Raw genomic sequence first — 22,182 nt, 5'->3', positions numbered from 1 at the left:
TCATCAGACCGCTCCAAAAAACCCGGGACAATATATTAACCATACATGCCACATATCCAACCTCCCCGTAGATGCTTTCCATGGCCAAAAACCGGCGAGGCTAATGGGCCTCGTAGCATTAATTAAATTCAGTAATTAGCATAAAACGAATACTTGACTAAGTCGATAGTCAGGAAGACCACTGCAACCATAGACAGAAAGCATGGGATTCTCAGGGAAATTTTCTGCAGTATGTTTCCTTTTAACCAATATTTCTGAAGATGCAAAGCGCGCGGCATTTTCCCTCTCCGAACCTCAAGGTGAAAGACCACTTTAACTATACGGAGTGGACCGCACCCTGGTGGAATGAGCCAAACGGTTCGACCTACATCACGATCAGGTGCAGGACTGGAAGAAGCACCAAATCGCCAGGGGGGAGAACGTATTTGGACAGGGATAGCCACCTCTGTTACCCCTAAACCGTTACAGCAAAAGCCGCATGCAACATCGGGCAGTTGCCGATGGAGGGGTGTGTTTTGATCCGCCTTGGACCCGGCCAATGACTAGGCGCATAGCCATGACCAAGCCCAAGTAAAAACTCTCGGTGATCCGTCATGTCACCTGGTGGCCGTTCCATGTTCCAGTGAGGTGGCCACGGATAACTTGACATCTCTTAAGTGAGAGAGTCCCAAATAATTATATTCCCCCATGGATGTCTTGAAAGGAGCGACTGAAGAATATGACTGCCCAGTTAGCATGAACTCCGATCAAGGCAGCCAATTTACCCGTGAACACTTCACTCAAACATGTAAAGATAAAATTATTTACGTGCGCATTAACGGAAGAGGAACCTGTACTGACATTGTTATTGTTGAATGACTGAGGTGCTCAGTTAATTTAAAGATAGAAGTGGACCCCGATTTCTGGACAGGGCGCTAAGTGAAACTTCTGCTGGGCATTATGCCGCCTTCGTTGCCATTGGACCTGCCCAATATACGGTATCCGGTGTCTGTCGATTCAAGGACTGGTGACGGCGTTCCGTGTTATAGAACGTGAAATAGCCAGTCAGCCCAGCCCGTAGCGCTGCGGGCGTCTCATAGGCTCGCAGGTACACGTCCTCATACTTCACACTGCGCCATAGTCGTTCGACGAATACGTTGTCGACCCAACGCCCCTTACCATCCATACTGATTTGCACCCCACGATCTTTGAGTGTCGCGGTGAATGCCTCACTGGTATATTGGGCACCCTGATCCGTATTGAAGATCTCTGGCGCCCCATAGCGCAAGAGGGCTTCTTCCAGCGCCTCCACACAGGCATCCGTTTCCAGCGTATTCGAAACGCGCCACGCCAACACCCGACGTGAGTACCAGTCTATGATGGCGGTGAGATACATGAACCCCTTGGCCATCGGGATATAACAGATATCACTCGCCCACACCTGGTTTGGACGTTCAATTCTCAGGCCTCTTAATAAGTAGGGATAAATTTTGTGCCCCAGTCCTGGTTGACTCGTTCGCGGCTTCGGGTAAATCGCTCGGATCCCCATCTTGCGCATCAACCGTTGAACGCGTTTACGATTCACTCTATGGCCCTGTTGTTGAAGCTCAACACACAGGCGACGGCTGCCATAGAACGGCCATTTCAGATAGAGCTCGTCGAGTTGGCGCATCAAAACAAGGTCTGCCGCTGAGACATCCTGGGGCCGTGCATAGGCACTCGAACGCGGCACGGCTAACAGCTGACATTGACGAGTCACCGAAAGTCCTTGCTGGGCCTTGAGCATCGCTTTGCGCTCAGTCATCGGCCGGGTCCGAGCGCGGTGGCTAAAAAATCCTTCTCCATGGTCAGCTGGCCAATCTTGGCATGCAGCTTCTGCTGGACCTGTTCATGGTCGGCAGCAGCAACGAGACTGGCGCCAAAAACATGTTCTGCCTTGCTCAGCAGCTGCTTCTTCCAATCTTGGATCTGATTCGGATGTACGTCAAACTGCTCGGCCAATTCCGCCAACGTGCGTTCGCCCTTGACGGCGGCCAAGGCCACCTTGGCCTTAAACGCTGGGGAATGATTCCGTCGGGATCGTCGTGCCATCTTCTGCTCCTTTCGTTGCAAACAAATATAGCGCAGAAGATTTCACTTAGCATCCTCATTATTCTGTCCAAGGACTGGGGACCACTTCTGATCTGAACTTGCACGCCTATGAGATCACAATTGAGTTTACACAAGAACAGAGGCCGTATTGCCTTAAACAATACCAGTAGCCACTATCAGGCCCAGGGTGACAAACACCCGAGGGGGCGTATGTCACCCTGTTGTCGACAACTAAAGTCGAGTCGTTCCTTGGACCACTTTCCATTTAAGGAGGAACGTGGAGTGTTCAAATAAAGTGGACTATGCTGAATGCCACGACAACGTGGGGTACGATCCAAACCCCTGAGAATCTGGAATGTGGAGTAAAAGCGAAGAAATTTGTATACCAGCAATGAGAGCTCTGCACAGACCCTGTGAAGGTGCGCGAAAATTAGTGAGTGGTCCATGATCATTCGGCACACTCTATGCGGTCCCAAGTATTTGCGATGTGTTATTCCCAATTCACTCAATTATCAGGCTCGCCTTGACATAATTATGGTCCAGCGATAGGTTGTTTTCATTGGCAGTTCACGCGATCGAACCGGGTTCGGCAAAAGGATTCACGAGGTGTCATTGAAGGTCGTCATAATTAGCTATTGCGGCGCCAGCGAAGCCTATGTGGCCAGGAAAATCATTGAGCAATATCCGTCAACCGTCATCATTCAACCCGTCCGTTCGCAGAAAACACCCGAGGTACATATCAGCTCCCTCACGGGTGCAACTCGATTACTTCGAAACTGGCTCGGAAAGATGGGTGAAAGGCGCCACAGGGACCGCCTGATTAATAGGCTCTACCCCGGCGGAACACAGCCATCGATCCCGAACATCGTTCCGTTTCCTGAATCAGATATGAATTCTCGCCCGGGAGTTGAACTGATCGACAGCCTTCAGCCTGATGTACTGATGTCCTGCGGTGCGCCAATGCTCAGCGCCGAGCTGATCGGGATACCAAAGCTAGCAGCTATCAATATACATTACGGAATCCCTCCTCATTACCGCGGCAACAACACCCTGTTCTGGCCGATGCTAAAGCGGGATTTCAAAAATCTCGGCGCCTGCATACACCATCTGACGAAGGGTGTTGATACGGGGAACCTGCTCGCGGTGATTCGCCCCGCTCTCCAGCCGAAAGACGGGCTGCTATCTGTTGAATTTAAGATAACGCATCTTCTGCCTGGAGTCCTTCTGGAATTCTTGGCACTCATCGAGCAGTCTCACGCTGTTCCGGGGATACCGCAAACGGGTGCTGGGAGAAATTACAAGAAGAAGGAGCGTACTATCCGGAAACGGATCGAGTATCACTCGAAAAGGACTTTTGGTCTATTGCGTATTCCCAATCGCCCTGCAGAGGTCATTAAATACTTTGGGGACATACGGCAATCTCAGGGGGAACTCGGCCACGAGGACCCCGGATCCACGCAGGAGAAAATTGTAATTTAATCGATCTCACTCCCCCTTCCTAGCCAAGTTAATGACAGCAATCAGAGCCTGCTCCCTGAAATCTGGTGAGTGAATTGGTGGCTAGTGCGGTTGAATTCCAGATAATTCTAGGACTTCTTCGGAAAGACAGCTCAAGGTTCTCCGCTGAAATGCATATCTTGTTGCTGTCGCAAAAACATTTGCGTAGAGGGGATTATTACCTCGACAACAGAAATAATTCATAGCAGCTGTTGGCGACCAGTCGCACTTGTAGGTCCCGTAACCATCACCTAAGTCATAAACTTCACAGCCGAGTTCCTCAAAACCTCTACGAATCGTCTCTGTTAAAAGAAGGCGCATGGGTGAATAACGGGAAAACTCTGGTTCAAAACCGCCTTGAAAGTAAATATAACTCTTTCGATCCTTTACCATTAAGACGGCTGCCACTGTGGTGTCATTAGCTCGAAGCTGGACGATCTCAAATTGATTCCGGTTCGTGCTATCTTGCATGGCCCGTTGAAGAAATGGAAGAGTTTGCCCCTGCAACAAACTGGACTGGCCTTTTGCGTCAAATCGTCGCAAATGAAGTTCAATGAGTTCACTCATGGCAGGACTGAAGTCCTGCGACTTAACTACCCGGTATTCGATCGAATACTCTTTCATTAGTCGATTATGCGCTGAACGAAAAGCTTTTCGCCTTGTCTGACCAAGGCGTTTGCTTTGATCGGTGATAGCGGGATCATTCCTCAGCAATAATCGTGGGCACTGAATCTGCGCCCAATTCTTCAGGAGAAGTGCCTTTGTGAAGGTTGACTCCCCTCCCAAGTGACGGAGGTGGACTATGGTAGTTGGACCGAGGGATTCAATGAGCGATTCAGCTACAGCCAGGGCAAGTTCCTGATTTTCAGGCTCACAGAGTAGTATATCGTTGTAGATCGACATCCGGTGGGCAAGGAATTGCAGTGTGGAAATTCCCGGTATCGTCCTTTTGTCGAGATACGTTGGTAGAATAGCTACTATCTTTCCATTTGATTCTTCTGCCACCCGGACATCTAAATTGGCATATTTTTGTGATTGGAGAACTTCCTCACACCATGCACGATTCCAGGTCCACGATTGAAATACCGATGGCCCATTTTTAGCGTTCTGAAATTCTTCCCAGATTACCTTTAAGCCGTCCAATTCTTTATAGGTCTGGATTCTCTTGATCTTCAATTTCATGTCACAGTCTCCTGTAATGCCCTCGGGCCGGCAAGTACCATTGCAAGCGACCAATATCTATAGTTGTTTGTCGGGTCTGCTCCCTAGGCGACTAATCTTACGCTGAAGCTTTTTAATGCTCTTATAGTGCCTAACTTTTGAAATAATTTTGGCTCTTATGAAGTAATGGACCATCGACTTCTTCTTTTGTGCATACATCCAGAGGTTCGTATATGGGCAAACCAGCTTTGTCCACTGCAGCTTATAGTCATCTGACGCCCCCATAAAATCAATTTCACTGAATTTATTGGAAATAAAATACTCGACGTTGTACCTCATTAATATTTTCCCCGGGGAAAATTGCCGATAAGCTTGGTCGTAGCCAGACTTGAGTTCGTACACGGTACCTCCAAAACATATATTGTATTCAAAGGCTATGGGATGGTCATCGAGAAATAGAATTTTGAGATTCAACCACCCACGATCGGCCGCCGCTTTCGCAAAGGAAGCATAAAATCGACCGTCCTTGCCTGAGGAAATATCAGTGCCCTCTTGAGCCTGCCAGCTCCGTTCGGATATTTCATAAATAATTTCAATTCCTACGTCTACCCTATCAGGGGTTGAATAATCTAACGTCTTGAGCGTTCCGCACTTCTGAATATCCTTGATACCCCTACGTATAGAATTTCGAAGATTTTTTGAAAGATTTTTGTAGTAATTCTCCCAGTCAGTTTTAATAGGCAAGAAGGGTGATTCAATACTGGTATCCCATATCCATCTACGTGGATTTTTCTTCAAAAAATCCTCTAATAAATGCATTGTCGTTGACTGTTTCTTCAAGCCCCGCAATTTCATGACATCCCATTCGTTTTCCGCCTCATAAAGGTACGAGAAGAATGCCGCAACACACCGGGATTGATCAGACTGACCAATGATTATTTCATTGGGATTAGTGTCAGATACAAAGCCTAGCTGAACAAACGACATCCCATAGTGCCTGACTACAGTTCGTACAAGCGGTGCCAGACCGATGGGCTTTCCATTTTCCAGAAATAGGATAATGAAAGGACTAATCGCTTCGGAAGACGCGTAGTACCATGAGCTAAACCAATCATATGTGGCCCAGGGAGGACAGGTAGTGTTGGTTCTCGCTACCTCGTCCCAGACCGGGCCCAAGCGGTCCAAATCTTGACTCGATCTCACTACCTGTATGTTCACTGGCATCATCCTTTTAAATTAGACCACGAGTATATGAACACAACTTTCTTACGATCCTTTATGGACGCTTGCTCCCCACTTCAAATTTTGCTCGTGAACAGATGGAGTTTCATTCGAACACCCCTTCGGCCTAAAAGTGTACTCTTTATTCAACGCCGGACCACCGGCATGGTCGAGTATTTTTATGTTCATAGGGCACATGTCTCACTTACCTTCTCTAGTTCTGCCCGGTTTTTTAGCTTGTTATTTGGTAAGACCACTCTGTATTGGACGATTATGCGATAAATAGTTGAGAAGCAGCCGAAGTTCATCCTGTCGAATATCGCTAAAAAGAACCAACACGCCACTATAAATGAGGACAGCACAAAGTATCGTGGCAGACAGTGGCAAACTGAACCAAAACACTAAGATCATCAGAAAAACGGCGACCGCAGTGCTACTAACAACAATTCTGATACCGACGTTCTGCCACACAAAAAACTTCTTAAGCTGAAAGCCAAGAAGCCCAATGAGCAAAAGTTCCGCCAAGAGCGTTGCTACCGCTGCCCCTTGCAAACCAAACCTGCTAATAAGCCAGTAGTGAAGAATGCCCCCGACACACGCAACAAGAAATTGGCTTCTGGTGACGGCCTCCTGGCGATCACTGGCTATGAGAAAAACCCGCATGATACACCTGAGAAATACCACCGGGACGAGCCAGGCAAGCCAACGGAGTATGACAATTGATTCAACAAACTCTAATCCATAAAGAAGCTCGATCAATCTTGGTGCAATCAGCCAAATACCCCCCGCCATTGGAAGACCAAGAACAATAGCCACGTTTAGCGTGACTCGATAGAGTTCCTGAAACTCCTCCAACGAACTGACATAAAGACGGGATGCAAGCGGTAAGATTGCGAGGCCGGCGAATATCGGCATAAACAACAGGACCACAATAAATCGATAGGCGACATTAAAGACCCCGGTGGCGGATACAGTAAGCATGAACCCGACAAATAATAAGGCAACCCTGGAGGAGAATAGATCCAACAGGGAATACAGGGCATAGGGGAACGCTTCGCGCAACACCTGACGAACACCGGCAGTCCTAACCGAAATACGAAGCGCCCCACAACGCCTGAGAATTAAGTGATACCCAAGTGCCACATGAAGTAAGGTCATGACTGGCAGGGATGATACGGCGAGTAACAGGCTTCCACCCAGATAAACAATCACCATCCCTGTTAAAGCTGTCGTGATTCGAAGGGAGACCTCAAAAAGACTCGTGATGTGCATATCCTCCCAGGCGACAAATACAGCTCCAAATCCCTCAACCAGGGTGAGAAAAATTTGATAGGCTCCGATCACAACGATGAGAAGCTTCATCTCATCCGGGAAGGGGAACAGGGCCGTCATCACCAGCAGCAGAGATATAACCATTCCCGATAGCAAAAGACGAACCGCCAGTAGGCGGCCATAGTAGGTCGTTACCTGATCCCTGTAACGGCTCAGATTCTTTATGGACAGGGTTTGGATCCCGAAATCGGCAAAAACGGAAAGTACACCCGTCAAGGCCATGGCAAACGAATACTGCCCGATGCCTTCTTGGCCATAGGTTCGAGCGAGAACAAGGAAGAACAGAAATGTGCATCCATCAGCAAGGAGCTTCCCGATGGTTAAATACCCGAAATTCCTGAATATCCTTGCTCCTGCCCCAACATCATTATTGGCATCTTCATTCATAAGACAGCTAATCTCTCATGGGAACAAATGGTTCGTTCCTAAAATTCGGCAACGTAACATCTCTACCCTTCCTCGTTACCCCATCCATGTGACAACCACCCACTACATTGCTCGACCGAATAGCCTCCATAATGGCCTACGCCCAACGCCCGGAAGCCTAAAGATATACTTCGGTTGAAGCCGTGAGATTGGGAGCGGTTGGACCCCATCCTTATTCACGAATTGCGGCAGGAGACTCCCCCAAGCGTTGGTGACGTACCCGGCCTCAAGGGAAAGCTCCGCTGCAAGTGCAGACCCCCTGTACCAGGGAAAACAAAAATGCCGCACCCGGCTACCTGGTAGGTTGGCTTCAATGGCTGCCTTCGACTGACACAGATCCGTGAGGATAGCGTTTCGTTGTTCATCGGCAGTTTCGAATTCAATTGGAGCGCATTTTCCCTGTGCATTCTTTATGATTTGTTTGAGTTGACGCCGCCAGTCCCGATCGTAAAAGAATTCTTGACCGCCGTGATCTGCCACGTATCTGACACACAGGTCTTCGATTTGAACGTTTTCGATAAACGCTGGATTGGCACACATACGTGCATTCCATTGATATATCGGCGATCCCCAAAGGTTATGAAGTTCGGTGCGAGAACTATCCAAAGTTTGCTGACGAATCGGCGCAAGATCTGACTCCAGAAACGAAGTGGAAAGGCCTGGCCTTTTGAAATCCACTACCGTCGGAGAGATGGCGATACTGTGGTGATACAGAGAATGTGACTGGAAATCTATGACACCACTTGAATGCATTTCGCGTATCTGTGGCCAACTGCAAAGAGCACCCTCTAAATCGGTTCCAGACAAATTCGTTCCGCCATTTGGCACTCGCCCAGGGACGATATAGGCCACGGCCCTTTGCTTGAACTTACCGAGTAAGGGAAAGGCGACGGTATAGAGGCTGGCTTGACCATCATCGAACGTCAGCAACACTTCACGATCCCCACGTGGCGAAGCCCCGACTGTCCGTTCGTAATACTCATCTCCCGTCAGGGTGACATAGGCATTTCGGGCAATAAATTCCAAGATCGGTTGGAGGGTGGCCGTTGAAACGTCGTGAAACTGAAAGACAGGGATCTGTTCGGGTTGCACATCCGAACGCACAAATAGAGGATACCGTCCGAGCCCCAATCCAAGCAGCTCGTTACGGTTCTTCTCAAAGCTTCTCTTGAAATGTCGTATAGTCAATGTTGCACCTTAGGCAGGAGCAACGACCCACTCAAAGGCATCCAGCGTGGCTTTTGCCGTTTTCTCCCAAGAAAACCGTGCCGCGTTTTCATATCCCTTGGCAATAAGTGTTTGCCGCAGGGCGTCATCGGTCAAGACCCGACCAATGGCATTTGCAATTTCCGCAACGTCCAGTGGATCGACATAGATAGCGGCATTTCCTGCCGCTTCAGGACTTCCTCCTGTACGACTGGTGACTAACGGGCATCCGCACGCATTCGCCTCTATGTTTGGCAGGCCAAAGCTTTCGTAGTGTGAAGGAAACACTGTTGCAGCAGCGAGGTTGTAAAACGCGACAAGTTCATGTTGCGGAACATACCCGGCGAAATGAACGCAGTCTTGTAATCCCAAGCTTTCTAGAGTTTTCATGTCTTCTTGATACTTCCAACGCATACCGCCGGCCACGACAAGATGAACATCGACATGTTTTCTTACCTTCGAAAAAGCCTCCAAAAGGCGTGTGAAATTCTTCCCAGGATAGATATGGCCGGCAAACAGAATAAATCGCGATGGTAGTTTGTATTTAACTCTGACCGGGTCCAGCTGTCTTGGATCAGTAATCGATCGAAAGATAGGATCAGTGGCAAGGTAGGCCAGCTTCACTTTATCCGGATCAATACCCAAGTAGGAAATAATATCCTCCTTCGCTCGATTGGATACCGCAATGATAAGGGAGGCCTGCTTTAAATACTGGGGATAGACGGTTTTAAAAAACCAGAGATCCGCAGTCTGATGAAACTCAGGGTGGACAAACCGTTCAGTCCCATGGAGTACCATGGCTGTTTTACATCGCGCCAGGAACGGGATGGCAAACTTGGTGTGAAAGATCAGGTCGAGACCCTCACGATGCGCATACCTCGGCACTGCCCATTGATCCCACATCCACTTGCCTTTGGCAGACAGGTACACCTCCCGGACGCGATCCGTGCCAGGAAGCGATCCAAGGTGTGCCTTGTTGGAGTAAAGAATGTGATACTCGTTTCGAGTATCCAAATGTAAAATGGCCTCAATAACGCTTCGCGTATAGACACCAATGCCGCCATTTTCTCCCCATGTTCTGGCACAAATGCCTATTTTCATGAGGATTCCTCTCCAGGTAACGTCAAACCATGTTTAAGGAACAGGGCCTCAATTTGTCGCGATGAGGATAGGTCTGCGGCTTGTTCGTCCTCAAGACTCACACCTAACATTTCTTCAAGCTCCATGATCAGACGCAGATGATTGATGGAATCCCAGTCGGAGAATTCCCTGCGGTGCAGATCGTCGATATCCGGAGGAATATCCACCTGAAGCAATCCTGAAAGAAACTCGATCACCTTCGCATGTGTGTTTGACATAATGTTCGTCCTTATCCATTCCGTGACACTTTGTGCAACGCTGGTGGTGACTCTGCCTTCAGCTCCCGATGCAGCATCTTGCCAAGACTGTTTCTCGGCAAGGCATCAACCGCCTCCATAAAAAACGGGACCTTGTGACTCGGAAGAGACCTGGCACAATGGCGGGTCACCGCTTTAAGATCTCCAGTCGCGCGGTCCCGAAAAACCACATAGGCCTTGGCAACCTGGCCAAGGACACGATGGGGCACACCAAGCACCGCCACCTCGGCAACATCCTTGAGCTCCAATATGCATTGTTCCACTTCTACGGGGGCATACTTCCTACCCCCACAGTTAATGACATCAACTTTACGTCCATGAAAGTAAAAAAGCCCTAGGGAATCCTTGTGGCCCATGTCACCGGTTTTCAACCAACCTCCGGGTGCAAACAACGCTTCCGTTTCCGCCGGAAGTCGATGGTAACCAAGGCACGCATGCGGACCTCGAACCCAAATCTCGCCCGTCAGTCCCTCCTCCACAGGGCAACCCTCGTCGTCCATAACTGCCATCTCCACACCGGGTATCGGAACACCGATGGAATCCGGATGTTCCAGTCCGACGGTATCTGAGAGTATCGTGCAGGTAGAGGCTTCGGTCAGCCCGTACGAATTGACCAACTCTACGTTGGGGAACCGCTCCTTGATGGCCAAATGGGTTTGAGACTCGATCGCCGCGCTGGAATTCATCAACAAACGCAAAGAGGGAAGATAATCGGCATGAAACTCCGGATAGACCATTAACATTTTGAAGGTGGCCGGCACCGCACGGAAGCAGGTGACGTTCCACTTACGAATTCGTGCCAGAAGATCAACCGCATCAAAACGTTCTACCAACACGGCTGTTCCTCCCACTTCAATCATGGGCAACATCTGACTAACCAGGGCACTGGAATGGCTGAGTGGCATGACGATGGCAATGACATCCTCATGCCGGTAGCCAAATGCCCGACGTGCGTTACCGGATGCAGCTCTGGCATTGCCATGGGACCGCATGGCGCCCTTCGGCTTGCCTATCGTACCCGAGGTATACATGAACTCGGCGATGGCGTCAGGCGCTGGTGAAATCCCCGATTCATGGAGATCCCCGGGATCGGCCGGCAGGTTCAACCACCTATCGAAACATTCAACATTTGAATGTGTTTCAACCTTGCCAATAGACAATACATGTTCGAGGGCGGGAAGTGTCTTCCACACCGTCGAAAATTTGGACCAGAGCGCCTGATGAACAATCGCGCACCGGGCACCGGAGTCTTCAAGAAGAAAGCCGATCTCCTCAGGCTTCAGACGCTCATCGACAGGATGAACAATCCCGGCAATCACGGTCACCGCAAAGTAACTCACGACGAACTCAACGCTGTTCGGGGCCAGCAAAGCCACCACGTGGCCCGGCCGAACGTCCCATTGACGAATGAGTGCGTTGGATACACGACGTATACGCCGAGCCAATTCACGATAGGTCAGTTCTTCTTCCGCAGTGATCAGAGCAATCTTATCCGGCCACAGACCTTCCGCTTCTTGCCAGACTATGGGAAGACTCTTCATGCTCCGTTGACCTGCTTTCGTTTCTCGACGACTCGGGCGGGGTTACCCAACACCACGGTCCATGGGGGGACATCCTTGGAGACGACGGCGCCCGCACCGACAATGCTATTTTTCCCAATCGTCACGCCATCAAGAATCTTTGCGCCAATGCCAATCCAAGCACCGTCTTCAACGGTAATCCCCTTCGATGTCCGGGCTTGCTGAATGACCGGCACATCGGGGTCATCATGCGCATGGCCGCCACCAAGCATGTGCGTTCCTGCTCCGATCGCGACATTTGACCCTATCGTCAAATGACTGCGTGAAACCAGAAAACAAAATGGGCCAATCGACACGAAGTTGCCGATGGACATCGAGGAGTCATTACAACTGAGAATACTATTCCGGCCCAGGAGGATCTGATCGCCAAGCACGATGGAAGAGCCGTGTCCTTTGGCATCAAGAACTACGCAATCATCAATCATCACTCCCCCCCCCAGGTGAATTCTTCCCGGACAACGGAGCACGCCCCCTGCACCAAAGACCGTCCCTCGACCCACGGACCCCAGCAGCCTTGGATAACACTTGCCCCGTACGAAATACCCGATGGCACCGGGTAATCGACCCAGCACCGAGATAAACAGTTCATATTTGGCCAGCGCACCAAGAGATTCCTCGCCAACGAACATGCTGAGGTATTGACGATACGGAGAAAGTTTTTCGTCCCCAAGCGACTCGACTAGCGGTCTCTCATTCATCCCGGTGCTCCCTTGCCGATTGCAAACAGATACATAGTGTTTAGAGATCCCCGTAGATTCTTGATATGGACCATGGGCAACGTTTAGAGGAGTCCATGATCCTCATACCAACGGATGGTTCGTTTCAGCCCTTCCTCTAAGGATACGCGTGGAGCATAGCCAAGCACGCGTTTGACTTTTTCGATGGAAAAAGCCCGATTGTTTTTAAAAAAACTCACCCGTCGTTTGTGCAGAGGAGGTTCTATTCCCAGTGGGGTGCAGACCGACTCACAGAGACCGGCAAGCCATTCCACGGGCCTAAGGGGAATATGCATACTCGGGGCAGGAACCTGAAGTTGCGCGGAAATGCGATCCACGAGGTCATGTAAGGGAAGGTATCCATCTCCTCCGATGATGAACGCTTCACCTACGGCCTTCTCATGTGATGCACAAAGCAGAAACCCTTCAATCACATCATCAATATAGGCGGGATGAAAAAATACATTGCCTTGCCCGATATAGATAAACTGTCGCTTTTTTATGGTGCGAAACAGTTTCAGCATTCGAAGATCTTCCGGCCCATACAGAGAAATCGGTCGAACGACGCTAATGGGCAACCCTGTTTCCTGATGAAATTTCCACACGTACTGTTCCGCCAGGAGCTTCGTTTCCTGATATAAATCCGTGGGGTTGAACGGGGTTTCTTCATGAGCCGGAATCGACTGCACATCCCCATGGACGCCGATTGTACTGCAATGCACCACCCGACCAACCCCATATTTCTTGGCGGCACCGAGCACATTCTTTGTCCCTTCGACATTCACGGCATAGGCATCGGTCTTATCCGATCCCCCTTTTCGAAAGTTGGAGACCAAGTGAAATATTTTCTCCACTCCTTTCACGGCCTGCTCCACATCCTGGAGATTACGGATGTCCCCCCATATGACTTCACACCCCGTAGTGGCTGGCGAGGCCTCACCCTGCTTGCTCCCCCGATGCGCAAAGACCCGAACCTCCTGACCGTCTGCGAGTAACCGCCTGACAAGATGGGTCCCCAAAAACCCTTTTCCGCCCGTGACCATGACTCGTCCCATTACGCGTTTGCATCCTTTTTGTTTTGAGCAACCACTAAAAGCATGTATCCACTCGTAAAAAATAAGGCGGTATCAAGTTTCGAGATCGTCCAAATAATCGGGTAGAGCAATGAATACATGGTGAACATTTTTTGATATTGCTTCAGATCTTTCCCGGTCACCACCAGCCCTTTCGCAGAAGTCCGCTTCCCTCTCTTCAGGAGATCAAACGCAAACGTGATCAACGTATCGATACATTCTGAAAAGAATTTGGAATAGGTCTTCTCCGATACCACCTGGAAATGATCGCCCAGTATCCGATTGATGTCACCGAGGGTATATCCCGGGCGGAGATGCCCATGTTTTTCATCAGTCTGGCCAATGGCCAATCGAATTTTTCTGAGGAGAGTCGGTTTTATGTGCGGCACATTCAGAACGACTCGTCCATGAGGCTTCACAATCCGATGCAGCTCACGGATAAAGGCCTCATCATTGTGAATATGTTCAAGGAAATCGATCACGGCCACACGGTCGAATTCATTGTCGGCAAATGGTGTTGGACGATCATCAATCTGAAACACCGGCTCCTGAATCAAATCTTGAATCGTTTCCACAGTGGTTTGATCCAAGTCCGCGCTTTTCCACTGTCCTCCCCGTTGACGAAGCAGATAGCTGATCACACCATTATCCGCGCCAATATCCAGACAGTGTAATGTCGTCGTTTCGCCAAGTGCTTCGGTGAGTTCTTTGTATTTCCGTTGTTTCAAGACGGATTTTTTAAAGAGTCGCAAGGGCCATATGGGCTCTGCGTGTTTCGTCCTGTTCATCCCGGATACCGACCTCGCACCATGGCCAACTCCTCTAGGGTCCGGCATTCACTCCATCCCAACTCTTGGGAAAGAATATCCGCACACAAATCCAGGGCCATATCGCCTGGATAACCAGCCGTCCCTAACTCTGTTCGGCGAAAAACCACATCACTTAATCGTTGGGCCATTTCCTCCCGCAAGGCATACCGGACTTCTGCTTGGAGAATCTCCATAGATTCTGACCCGTCGGAGGTGTTTCTCTCGCCCGAATCAGGCAAATACTGAAGTACCATGCGATAAGAAGACCCATAATTGTGAATCAAGCGATGTACAGTTTTTTGACTCAATTTCCCTGGTGCACTTTTCATTTCCTGATTTAAAAATTCCTGAAACCTGCCAATATTTCCTCCATAAAGAGGAGTTATAGCCGTTTGTGAAGGTGATGGATTTCTGCCCAACACCCGAAACACCCGATCAACCACATGCTCGGCCACTCTTCGTGCCGTTGTGAATTTCACCCCCACCAGCGAGATAACATTTCGCGCGCCCACATCTTCCCTTGTACGGATGTAAACTCCACTTTCCAGTTGAATATCTCTTCGACGAGACTCCGCCTTCGCTCCAGGGAGCAATCCGCCATTGACCATGGCCACATCTTCCATCGTGAGAGCCGCGTGGGGATAGGACTGATTAATCTCCTCCAAAAATTCATGAATATCTTCCTCGGAAATCCTGAACTCATCCGGCTTGCCTTCATAGGAGCGATAGGATGTTCCGATGAGGGAACAATCACGCCAGGGCACCATAAAGAGCAATCGTTTCCCCTTTTTCAGCAGAGCTCGGTCATCGGAATAGACTTCTCTGGCCGCCAGCCCGACCGCATAGGAAGAGAACAATGGACGGGTAATAATATTAAAAGCCTTGACCCACGGGATCTTGTGGTATCCGGGTCGATCAGACAACATGTCTTCCGTTTGATCCAACCAGGGTCCGCACGCATTCACCACCACGTTGGCTTCGACTTGAAAGCGCTCCCCTGAGAGCTGATCCTCAGCTTCTACCCCACGAATCTGATCCTTCGTTTTGAGATATCCCACCACCTTGACATAATTCGCCACTTCCGCCCCCATTGATTCGGCCGAATGGAGAAATGACAGAAGCAATCGCTCTGAGTTGTACACCATACCGTCATGAAACACTCCACCACCCGTCAGATCATGTTCAGGAATATTCGGCAACAGCTCCAGTACCTGACGTCGGGAGAGAATTCGTCCTCGTGGAATATGTTTTTGCGGGTCGTCCAATCGGTTTCGATCAAACCCGATAAGATCGTTGATTGCTAAGGCACATGCAAAAACCTCTTTTCCTCGCAGGCCATGCCCATAGGTGGGAATAAGGACAGGCAAGGGATGAACCAAATGGGGGGCAACCCGCATAAGAGCCATTTGCTCCTGCATGGATTCCCGCATTCGCGTAACATCCCCATGCTGTAAATATCTAAATCCTCCATGAATGATCTTTAAGCTATTGGCCGATGTCCCTGAACCGATATCCCCTTGCTCAAACAGCACCACCGATAATCCACGAAGACTCGCATCCCAGGCCACACAGGCACCATAAATTCCTCCGCCTACCACCGCGACATCGTACCGGGCGTTCGCTAAACGAGGTAAATTTCTGGTCAACATCGCAGCTAAAATAAATAGAAAGTCCGACCTAAGTTATAGATTCGGAGGGCTGTTGTATGGTCGTCATGAGATGATCATAGGCCGCATTCAATTTCATGCGATATGCGGGATAACTGTATTTCTCCTCAACCAGTTTCTGCGCGGCCTGCCCAAGAGACACTCGCAAGGGTCGGTTCCGAATAAGCTGAAGCAACCCATCAGCAAATAATTCCGGAGTCGGGTCGGCCAACATGGCCACATCCCGATTGATAACCTGGGTATGGGTCATCAAATTTGTGGCGAGGACGGCCTTTCCACTGGCGAGATAGGAATACAATTTCATCGGAGTATTATTGCCTTTGATTCTTGGCGACACCAAAATATCCGCTTGCGAAAGATAAACAGATAATTGGTCAAGAGGCCGTGGCCCCAGGAAATACACGTGGCCGTCGACACCTAATTTTCCGGCTTTCCGGTAATATGAATCTCTATCGTCCTTTTCCCCGCCAACAATAAACAACGTGATCGGTGAGACCTCCCTCAAGGCCAGAGCAAAGCTTTCCAACAACAAATCGATGCCTTGATAGGCCTCGAGATTTCCGACATATAAGATCCGTATGCCTGGGACATCCAGATCCTGGTTCACCGCTGTGAAGGAATTTGTCGATTCTCCAAGAAGGGGGACATCTTCAAGGAGTATGACTTTTAACGGGCGATACGGTTCAATTCTCTTGACCAGTGCTTCACAGACAGGCAGCACGACAGAGGCAGACTTGACGATCCGACGTTCGCAATATGTGAATGCCTGGGACAGAATAGCCAGACGAGGATATTTCTCAATCATTTGTTGTGCCAACGAAGAGTCCATGTCATAGAGATAGGGAATCCGTAATATCCACTTCACCACCAGCGCCATAAAGGCCGATTCTTCCACAGCATGAACCAGGTGATATCGCTTTTGACAAAGCAGCAAGATCAACTTGACGCCCAGCAATCCATCGCACAGCAACTTTTTCAACGAAAATCCTGGTCGAATGTTGCGGAGGAACGGCCATGCGGGTATTCGGTAAATACTGACGTTTGGATAGTCCACAGCCCTTCCTTCGTGGAACGTAAGCACATCAACGTGATCCCCCCGTTCGGATAAGACCTTGAGGACAAGATTGACTGCAATGGGAGTCCCTCGATCCTGATAAAAAGGATGGGGTGCTAGCAGCAAAATATCCATATCAGACTTTCATGAAATTCTTAATAAGGAAATCCGTAGCGAATGTTTACGATTATTCACACCTGGGTTTCCTTACCGAGGGATTAAGCCTCACGAAAATCGGGATCAGGATTTTTCTCAGCCATGACTTGACCACTAGGATTCCTACCTGTTGCCAATACCAAACCTTCCACAGGTTCTAGGTTTAAAAGAGAAAATCCTAAAGTTACCCAGACAACACTTTTAGAAATCTATCGGTTAATTCGCGAGACGAATTGAAGATTTGTCACGAGGAAGATGACCAAATCCACAGGCGGGCGCGGTTAGAGGCGTGGTCACTGAATTTGTATTCAGACAACCGATTGAGCATATTGATGGGATAAGGAATGGTGCGGGCAGGATGAAGCTTGATGCGATTGGCAACGAAAGGATTTTTTGGTCCCAATTCTGAACATTTTCTGGACCCATCCTCATCGCATCAGCACCCAAGGATCAGCAAAGGCCGTCAACCCAAAAAAGACCTGATTGACTTTAATATCACCGACCGCCAGGCCCTTGGACTTCTGATTAATATGGGAGTAGCTCACATTGCCGGAAAGCCAGTTCAGAAAGGCATAAGAGATTCCCCCCTGAACCCGATAGGTATTGGTATCAAAGGCATTGCCGTCTTGAGTCGATTTGTTCCTCGCGTAACCGAAAGACGCAAAGCCATTTAACTTTGTGCTCAGGCTGTGTTGAATCCTTCCCGTAAGGGTTTGTGTGCGAGTCTCTTGAGAGGCCAACCCTCCACCACCCCCGATAGTTTGATCCACATTCAGGGAAATGTTTCCGTTTCGGTAGCTTTTCGTAATTGTCGCCCCCCCAATAAATGTGCTCTGCCACTTATCAGAAAGCTCTTGGGTGGTTGCCCCATTATCCTGAGTCTCTTTAGCACCTATTTGCTTGCTAAACGCGGCCCCGCCCTGTAGAGCTCCTGTCAACAACGGAGTGAAGTTATGGGAAATGGTTAATCGAGGCTGGTGAGAAATCAGTTTATCCGAAACGGTGACCTGGGTCGGTGTGCCGAGATAGTCTGTTTGCAAATAGGTATAGGAAGGGATGATCGTGGTTTGCTCAGACTTCCCATAGCTCAATGCAAATCTTCCGATATGTGTCAACTGATCCTGGAAACCACTGGAAAAAAAGTGAAGGTACTGGTTTTTGTAGCTAAAAGTCGGAGTCACCGAAGGCGTCATGGCATAGCCTACGGTAATTCCGGACATATTCGAAAACGCACTGGCTCGGGAAGTAAACACTCCCTGGGTGCCACCGGTTCCTTGTGAAATTCCAGATCCCCCCAAAGCTCCTCCTGCGGCGCCCACAGTTCCTCCCGTGCCTCCAGAATCTGTTCCCCCTCTCCCAGAATACGTAGTAGAAGCATCCTGTGCTCCAGACAAAGAGAAGGCATCTAATTGAGGAGTAAAATTCATAGTTTCATCAATAGTCACAATCAATTTCTTATATCGTTTAGTAAGGAAAGGGAGGTCCAACAGAATATTCGCGTTTTGAATATAGCGATTTTGATCAGGATTGTTGACGAATGCCGCAAACCTGCCGAAATACGTCGCACCTAACACAATATCTGGATTGTCATATCTCAGCTCAAGATTAGGGCCTGCTAAGGTTCCAAAATCATCCTCTTTATCTTTATCATTATAAAATAGATTGTCTGTATAGGTTTCAGTAAGGTTGAAGGAGGATTCCAGAGTAAGAGCAGCTAAAACGAGACTCGAAGGGTAAGCGATAGCCAAGCAAAGGAAAACCATACCTGGACGAAAGACGTTTTGATTTCGCATGTTCTAAATCACATCCTCCTCATCTGGTCAAACAGACACTACCCCAAGCCCTGCAAAAATCTGGCACTGTCGCCTCCCAACCTCAATACAAGGGAAACAACCGATAAAACCGTGCATAATGTTATGTATCGGTCAAAAAGATGAAAAAATAAGCCACAAGTCCAAAAATAATTCAGTCTCAATATTGGGCCATGAAAAATTCTTTCTGACTTGACTGCAGTTCACGACGAGAAACAACTATTTCCCCCGAGAACTGATGAGGTGGCTTAATTTGTGGCTCACTTCAGAAGGTTTAAGGAGATTTGCAATAAAGATGTGGGCCTACTATTGGAAGGACATGGGTGCGTTAGACAATTGGAGGAATAAATGTAAAGGTCCCCTACTAATGCCCCTTAGCACGAAAAAAATTATTAAATAGAGGATGCGCGTGATTTCCTGACAGGCACCGTCTACGAATTAGGAGGTAATGAGATTGCGATACGGCCCGAAGGAAAAATCCTGAATGAGTTGAATGAGACGACCATGAACCTTTTCGAGATTCAAGTAATGACGAAACTCTGAAAGCATGGAGCCCCTCATACGGGGTTGAGTAGGGTCCAGCTCCCACGGATGGAGGTACATAATAAGCGGATGCCCCTGTGATTCGATTCGCTGCAGGAGTGGCTTGAGCAACCGATAAGGAAACAGACGAAAATATCCGCCTCCTGCAACCGGAAAGGTCATCCCTGCCCATTTACAGGTTGACGGTGGCACCTCCCAAATTGGCCCTGAATCGGTGGAGATGGTGTGAATGGTTGGGATGGCCCCAGGAATTCCATAGTAATCGTGCACGACGGCCATGATACTGGAATCATAGTGGTACCCTTCCTCTACAAGAATCGGCAAGGCCCATTCCGATTCCTTCGTAATCGAGAAGGTCGGGGCACGGTAACCGATGATGGGCACCCCTCCAATATCTTCCAAAATATGTTTGGCTTGGCGAATATCTTCCCGAAACGCCTGAGGCGTTTGCCCTGTAATGAGTTCGTGCCCATACCCATGAGAGGCCAATTCATGCCCCGACTCCACAATACGCCTGATTAACCCCTTGTGTCGTTCGGCCACCCAACCCAGCACAAACATCGTGGCATGAATCCCCTGCTTCTCCAGGAGATCCAGGATAAGATGAGTGTTACGCTCTACCCGGCTTTCATGTCTCTCCCAATGGCGACGGCGGGCCACACAATCAAAGGCAGCAACCTGAAAATGTTCTTCAATATCGAAGCTCAACCCGTGGATCATAATGAATGTCCATCCTTTAACATATTTTCAGACCCTTTCGGTTTATCGGAGGGTACACTGAAGTCCGTTGAAGATGAACGAGTGGCGCTGCGAGGGATCCTTCACGATTCAACTGTGGGAACTTGAAAGCATGAGGCAGAAAAGCGGGAGGTGATAGGAATAGAGGAAGAGAAGTAGGAGGGGATTTTTGAGTGACGCTGGAGAGAGAAAATCTACGATGTAGAACTCCAACACATTTGTCTCACCCTTTACCCCTCACTTCTCACGTGTTTCATAAAACTAAAAGATGGATGCCCGGAACAGCCTGTGCTGCATGACAGGAAGAGATTCGACTACCATTACACTCTTCACGCCTCACCCGTTATGCCTTACGAAATACTGCCCGAGGCTGATCACGTGGAGTCATTCTAAAAAAGTCCAGCGAACTCCTTGTCAATTTCGCTTATCGCGCACCCTCTCCCGTAAACATGACACCAATGGTTCTCATCAGGATTCGTAGGTCCAAACATAACGAGAGATTTTTGACATAATAGAGATCATATTGCAATTTAACATGCGAATCCTCCAGCGACCCCGCATACTGGAAACAGATCTGCGCCCAGCCTGAGATTCCTGGGCGAACGGTGTGTCGAAGGTCATAATAGGGAATGGATTTGCGCAGTTCCTGCACAAAATGTGGACGCTCAGGTCGAGGGCCGACCAAGCTCATATCCCCTTTTAAAACATTAATCAATTGGGGTAATTCATCCAACCGAAGCTTTCGAAGCCAGGCCCCCGTTTTCGTCACGCGCACATCTCCCAGGCTCGCCCACTGAATCCCTTGGGCCTCCGCATCATTTCGCATCGAACGAAATTTCAACAGGACATAGGGATACCCATGATGTCCCACTCGAGTCTGGCGATAAAAGATCGGTCCAGGAGAGTCTGATTTTACCAATAAGGCTATTAAACCAAATAAGGGGGCTAACGCAATCAGGCCCAGAAACGCGCCGAGGACATCCCCCACACGCTTAAGAAACATAACGATTGGTTTTCTTCTGAACCCTGACGAAAAAATGAGAAAGCTGGGCTTGAGCTCATCAATCGACAGGCGACCACACTCAGTTTCATACAGGCGGTGTCCATCAATCACCTCCAGGCCCATGGATTTTACATCCAGAAGAGAATCCAGGGGCAAGCCTCCCCGACGATCCTCTACACAGACCGCAACCGTCTCTATTTCACATTTTTCAACGACTTCAAACAACTGCTCGGTCGTCCCAAGAACCATGGGATTGACCAATGAAGTTCCGACCAAGGCAGGATTATTCGACAAAAACCCTTTGACGTCATACCGGTAGGATCGATCGAACACTAAGACACGCGCAAGGGCTTGGGCCAAAACCCCATCCCCTACAATGAGAACACGTTTTTTGGGCCACCGCTTTGGGGCCAATGTAAAAAAATACGTCCTCCATTGACTTCGCATAAAAAGCCTTAGCAATCCGAGGCGAGTCCACCTCATCAGCATCACATTCAATATACTCGGTCAAGCCCTGGTTGGATATTGGATTGAGCCTCCCTGCTTTGTCTCACACCCGGTGGTAGGTATTTAAGCAGCCTCATGCCCTAGCACATGCCTCAACGTCTCCAACAACAGACTGGAAGACGACTAAGCAGGCAATCCGAATGAAGTCAAAATAAAAATCACCCGTCGCACACCGGATCTCTCACATTCAGCCTACGACCCATCGTGGAAATTTT

The 22,182-nt window shown here is 49.1% G+C and carries 17 protein-coding genes; 1 reads left to right on the top strand and 16 read right to left on the bottom strand.

Annotation, left to right across the window (positions count from 1 at the left end; genetic code table 11):
- Positions 1-937 precede the first annotated feature (937 nt).
- Positions 938-2,070 (bottom strand): IS3 family transposase gene (locus PJI16_11700; GenBank protein MDT3778220.1). Its coding sequence is split into 2 segments (ribosomal slippage): positions 938-1,806 and positions 1,806-2,070, totalling 1,134 coding nucleotides; the frame shifts between segments, so codons are not numbered across the junction.
- Between the two features lie 612 nt (positions 2,071-2,682).
- On the opposite strand from PJI16_11700, the gene PJI16_11695 reads away from it, so the two are divergent.
- The gene (locus PJI16_11695; protein ID MDT3778219.1) at positions 2,683-3,549 is read left to right on the top strand and encodes a formyl transferase; all 867 of its coding nucleotides are present in this window, start codon (positions 2,683-2,685) and stop codon (positions 3,547-3,549) included.
- An 81-nt stretch (positions 3,550-3,630) separates the two neighbouring features.
- On the opposite strand, the gene PJI16_11690 is transcribed toward PJI16_11695, so the two are convergent.
- From PJI16_11690 to PJI16_11620, 15 genes are all read right to left on the bottom strand, one after another.
- The gene (locus PJI16_11690; GenBank protein ID MDT3778218.1) at positions 3,631-4,749 is read right to left on the bottom strand and encodes a GNAT family N-acetyltransferase; all 1,119 of its coding nucleotides are present in this window, start codon (positions 4,747-4,749) and stop codon (positions 3,631-3,633) included.
- 57 nt (positions 4,750-4,806) lie between these two features.
- Positions 4,807-5,715 carry a GNAT family N-acetyltransferase gene (locus PJI16_11685; GenBank protein MDT3778217.1) on the bottom strand — a complete coding sequence of 303 codons (909 nt, stop codon included), beginning with the start codon at positions 5,713-5,715 and terminating at the stop codon, positions 4,807-4,809.
- 474 nt (positions 5,716-6,189) lie between these two features.
- A complete protein-coding gene (locus PJI16_11680; GenBank protein ID MDT3778216.1) occupies positions 6,190-7,668 on the bottom strand; it encodes a flippase in 1,479 nt (492 codons plus the stop codon).
- Between the two features lie 102 nt (positions 7,669-7,770).
- The gene (locus PJI16_11675; GenBank protein ID MDT3778215.1) at positions 7,771-8,895 is read right to left on the bottom strand and encodes a polysaccharide deacetylase family protein; all 1,125 of its coding nucleotides are present in this window, start codon (positions 8,893-8,895) and stop codon (positions 7,771-7,773) included.
- Positions 8,896-8,904: 9 nt separating this feature from the next.
- The gene (locus PJI16_11670; protein ID MDT3778214.1) at positions 8,905-10,014 is read right to left on the bottom strand and encodes a glycosyltransferase family 1 protein; all 1,110 of its coding nucleotides are present in this window, start codon (positions 10,012-10,014) and stop codon (positions 8,905-8,907) included.
- Positions 10,011-10,271 (bottom strand): acyl carrier protein, encoded by a 261-nt coding sequence (locus PJI16_11665; GenBank protein MDT3778213.1) that lies wholly within the window; start codon positions 10,269-10,271, stop codon positions 10,011-10,013. The genes PJI16_11670 and PJI16_11665 overlap by 4 nt, the downstream gene beginning before the upstream one ends.
- Before the next feature lie 11 nt (positions 10,272-10,282).
- Positions 10,283-11,851: a class I adenylate-forming enzyme family protein gene (locus tag PJI16_11660; GenBank protein MDT3778212.1), complete on the bottom strand. Its 1,569-nt coding sequence runs from the start codon at positions 11,849-11,851 to the stop codon at positions 10,283-10,285.
- Positions 11,848-12,588, bottom strand: a complete 741-nt coding sequence (locus tag PJI16_11655) for an acyltransferase (GenBank protein ID MDT3778211.1) — start codon at positions 12,586-12,588, stop codon at positions 11,848-11,850. Before PJI16_11655 ends, PJI16_11660 begins: the two co-directional genes overlap by 4 nt.
- A gap of 83 nt (positions 12,589-12,671) precedes the next feature.
- Complete coding sequence (locus PJI16_11650) at positions 12,672-13,661, bottom strand: NAD-dependent epimerase/dehydratase family protein (GenBank protein ID MDT3778210.1); 990 nt, start codon at positions 13,659-13,661, stop codon at positions 12,672-12,674.
- Positions 13,661-14,467 (bottom strand): class I SAM-dependent methyltransferase, encoded by an 807-nt coding sequence (locus PJI16_11645; GenBank protein ID MDT3778209.1) that lies wholly within the window; start codon positions 14,465-14,467, stop codon positions 13,661-13,663. The genes PJI16_11650 and PJI16_11645 overlap by 1 nt, the downstream gene beginning before the upstream one ends.
- Positions 14,464-16,137: a glycerol-3-phosphate dehydrogenase/oxidase gene (locus PJI16_11640; GenBank protein ID MDT3778208.1), complete on the bottom strand. Its 1,674-nt coding sequence runs from the start codon at positions 16,135-16,137 to the stop codon at positions 14,464-14,466. The genes PJI16_11645 and PJI16_11640 overlap by 4 nt, the downstream gene beginning before the upstream one ends.
- 28 nt (positions 16,138-16,165) lie before the next feature.
- Positions 16,166-17,344 (bottom strand): glycosyltransferase family 4 protein, encoded by a 1,179-nt coding sequence (locus PJI16_11635; protein ID MDT3778207.1) that lies wholly within the window; start codon positions 17,342-17,344, stop codon positions 16,166-16,168.
- A 449-nt stretch (positions 17,345-17,793) separates the two neighbouring features.
- Entirely contained in the window at positions 17,794-19,158 is a 1,365-nt protein-coding gene (locus tag PJI16_11630) for a hypothetical protein (protein MDT3778206.1), read from the bottom strand.
- Positions 19,159-19,614: 456 nt separating this feature from the next.
- Positions 19,615-20,439, bottom strand: coding sequence for a DUF3473 domain-containing protein (locus tag PJI16_11625; protein MDT3778205.1), 825 nt, complete (start codon positions 20,437-20,439; stop codon positions 19,615-19,617).
- A gap of 442 nt (positions 20,440-20,881) precedes the next feature.
- Positions 20,882-21,943, bottom strand: coding sequence for a TIGR03013 family PEP-CTERM/XrtA system glycosyltransferase (locus PJI16_11620; protein ID MDT3778204.1), 1,062 nt, complete (start codon positions 21,941-21,943; stop codon positions 20,882-20,884).
- Between the last annotated feature and the right edge of the window lie 239 nt (positions 21,944-22,182).

Source organism: Nitrospira sp. MA-1, assembly GCA_032139905.1.
Lineage (GTDB): Bacteria > Nitrospirota > Nitrospiria > Nitrospirales > UBA8639 > Nitrospira_E.
This window is presented reverse-complemented; position numbering and strand designations above follow the sequence as displayed.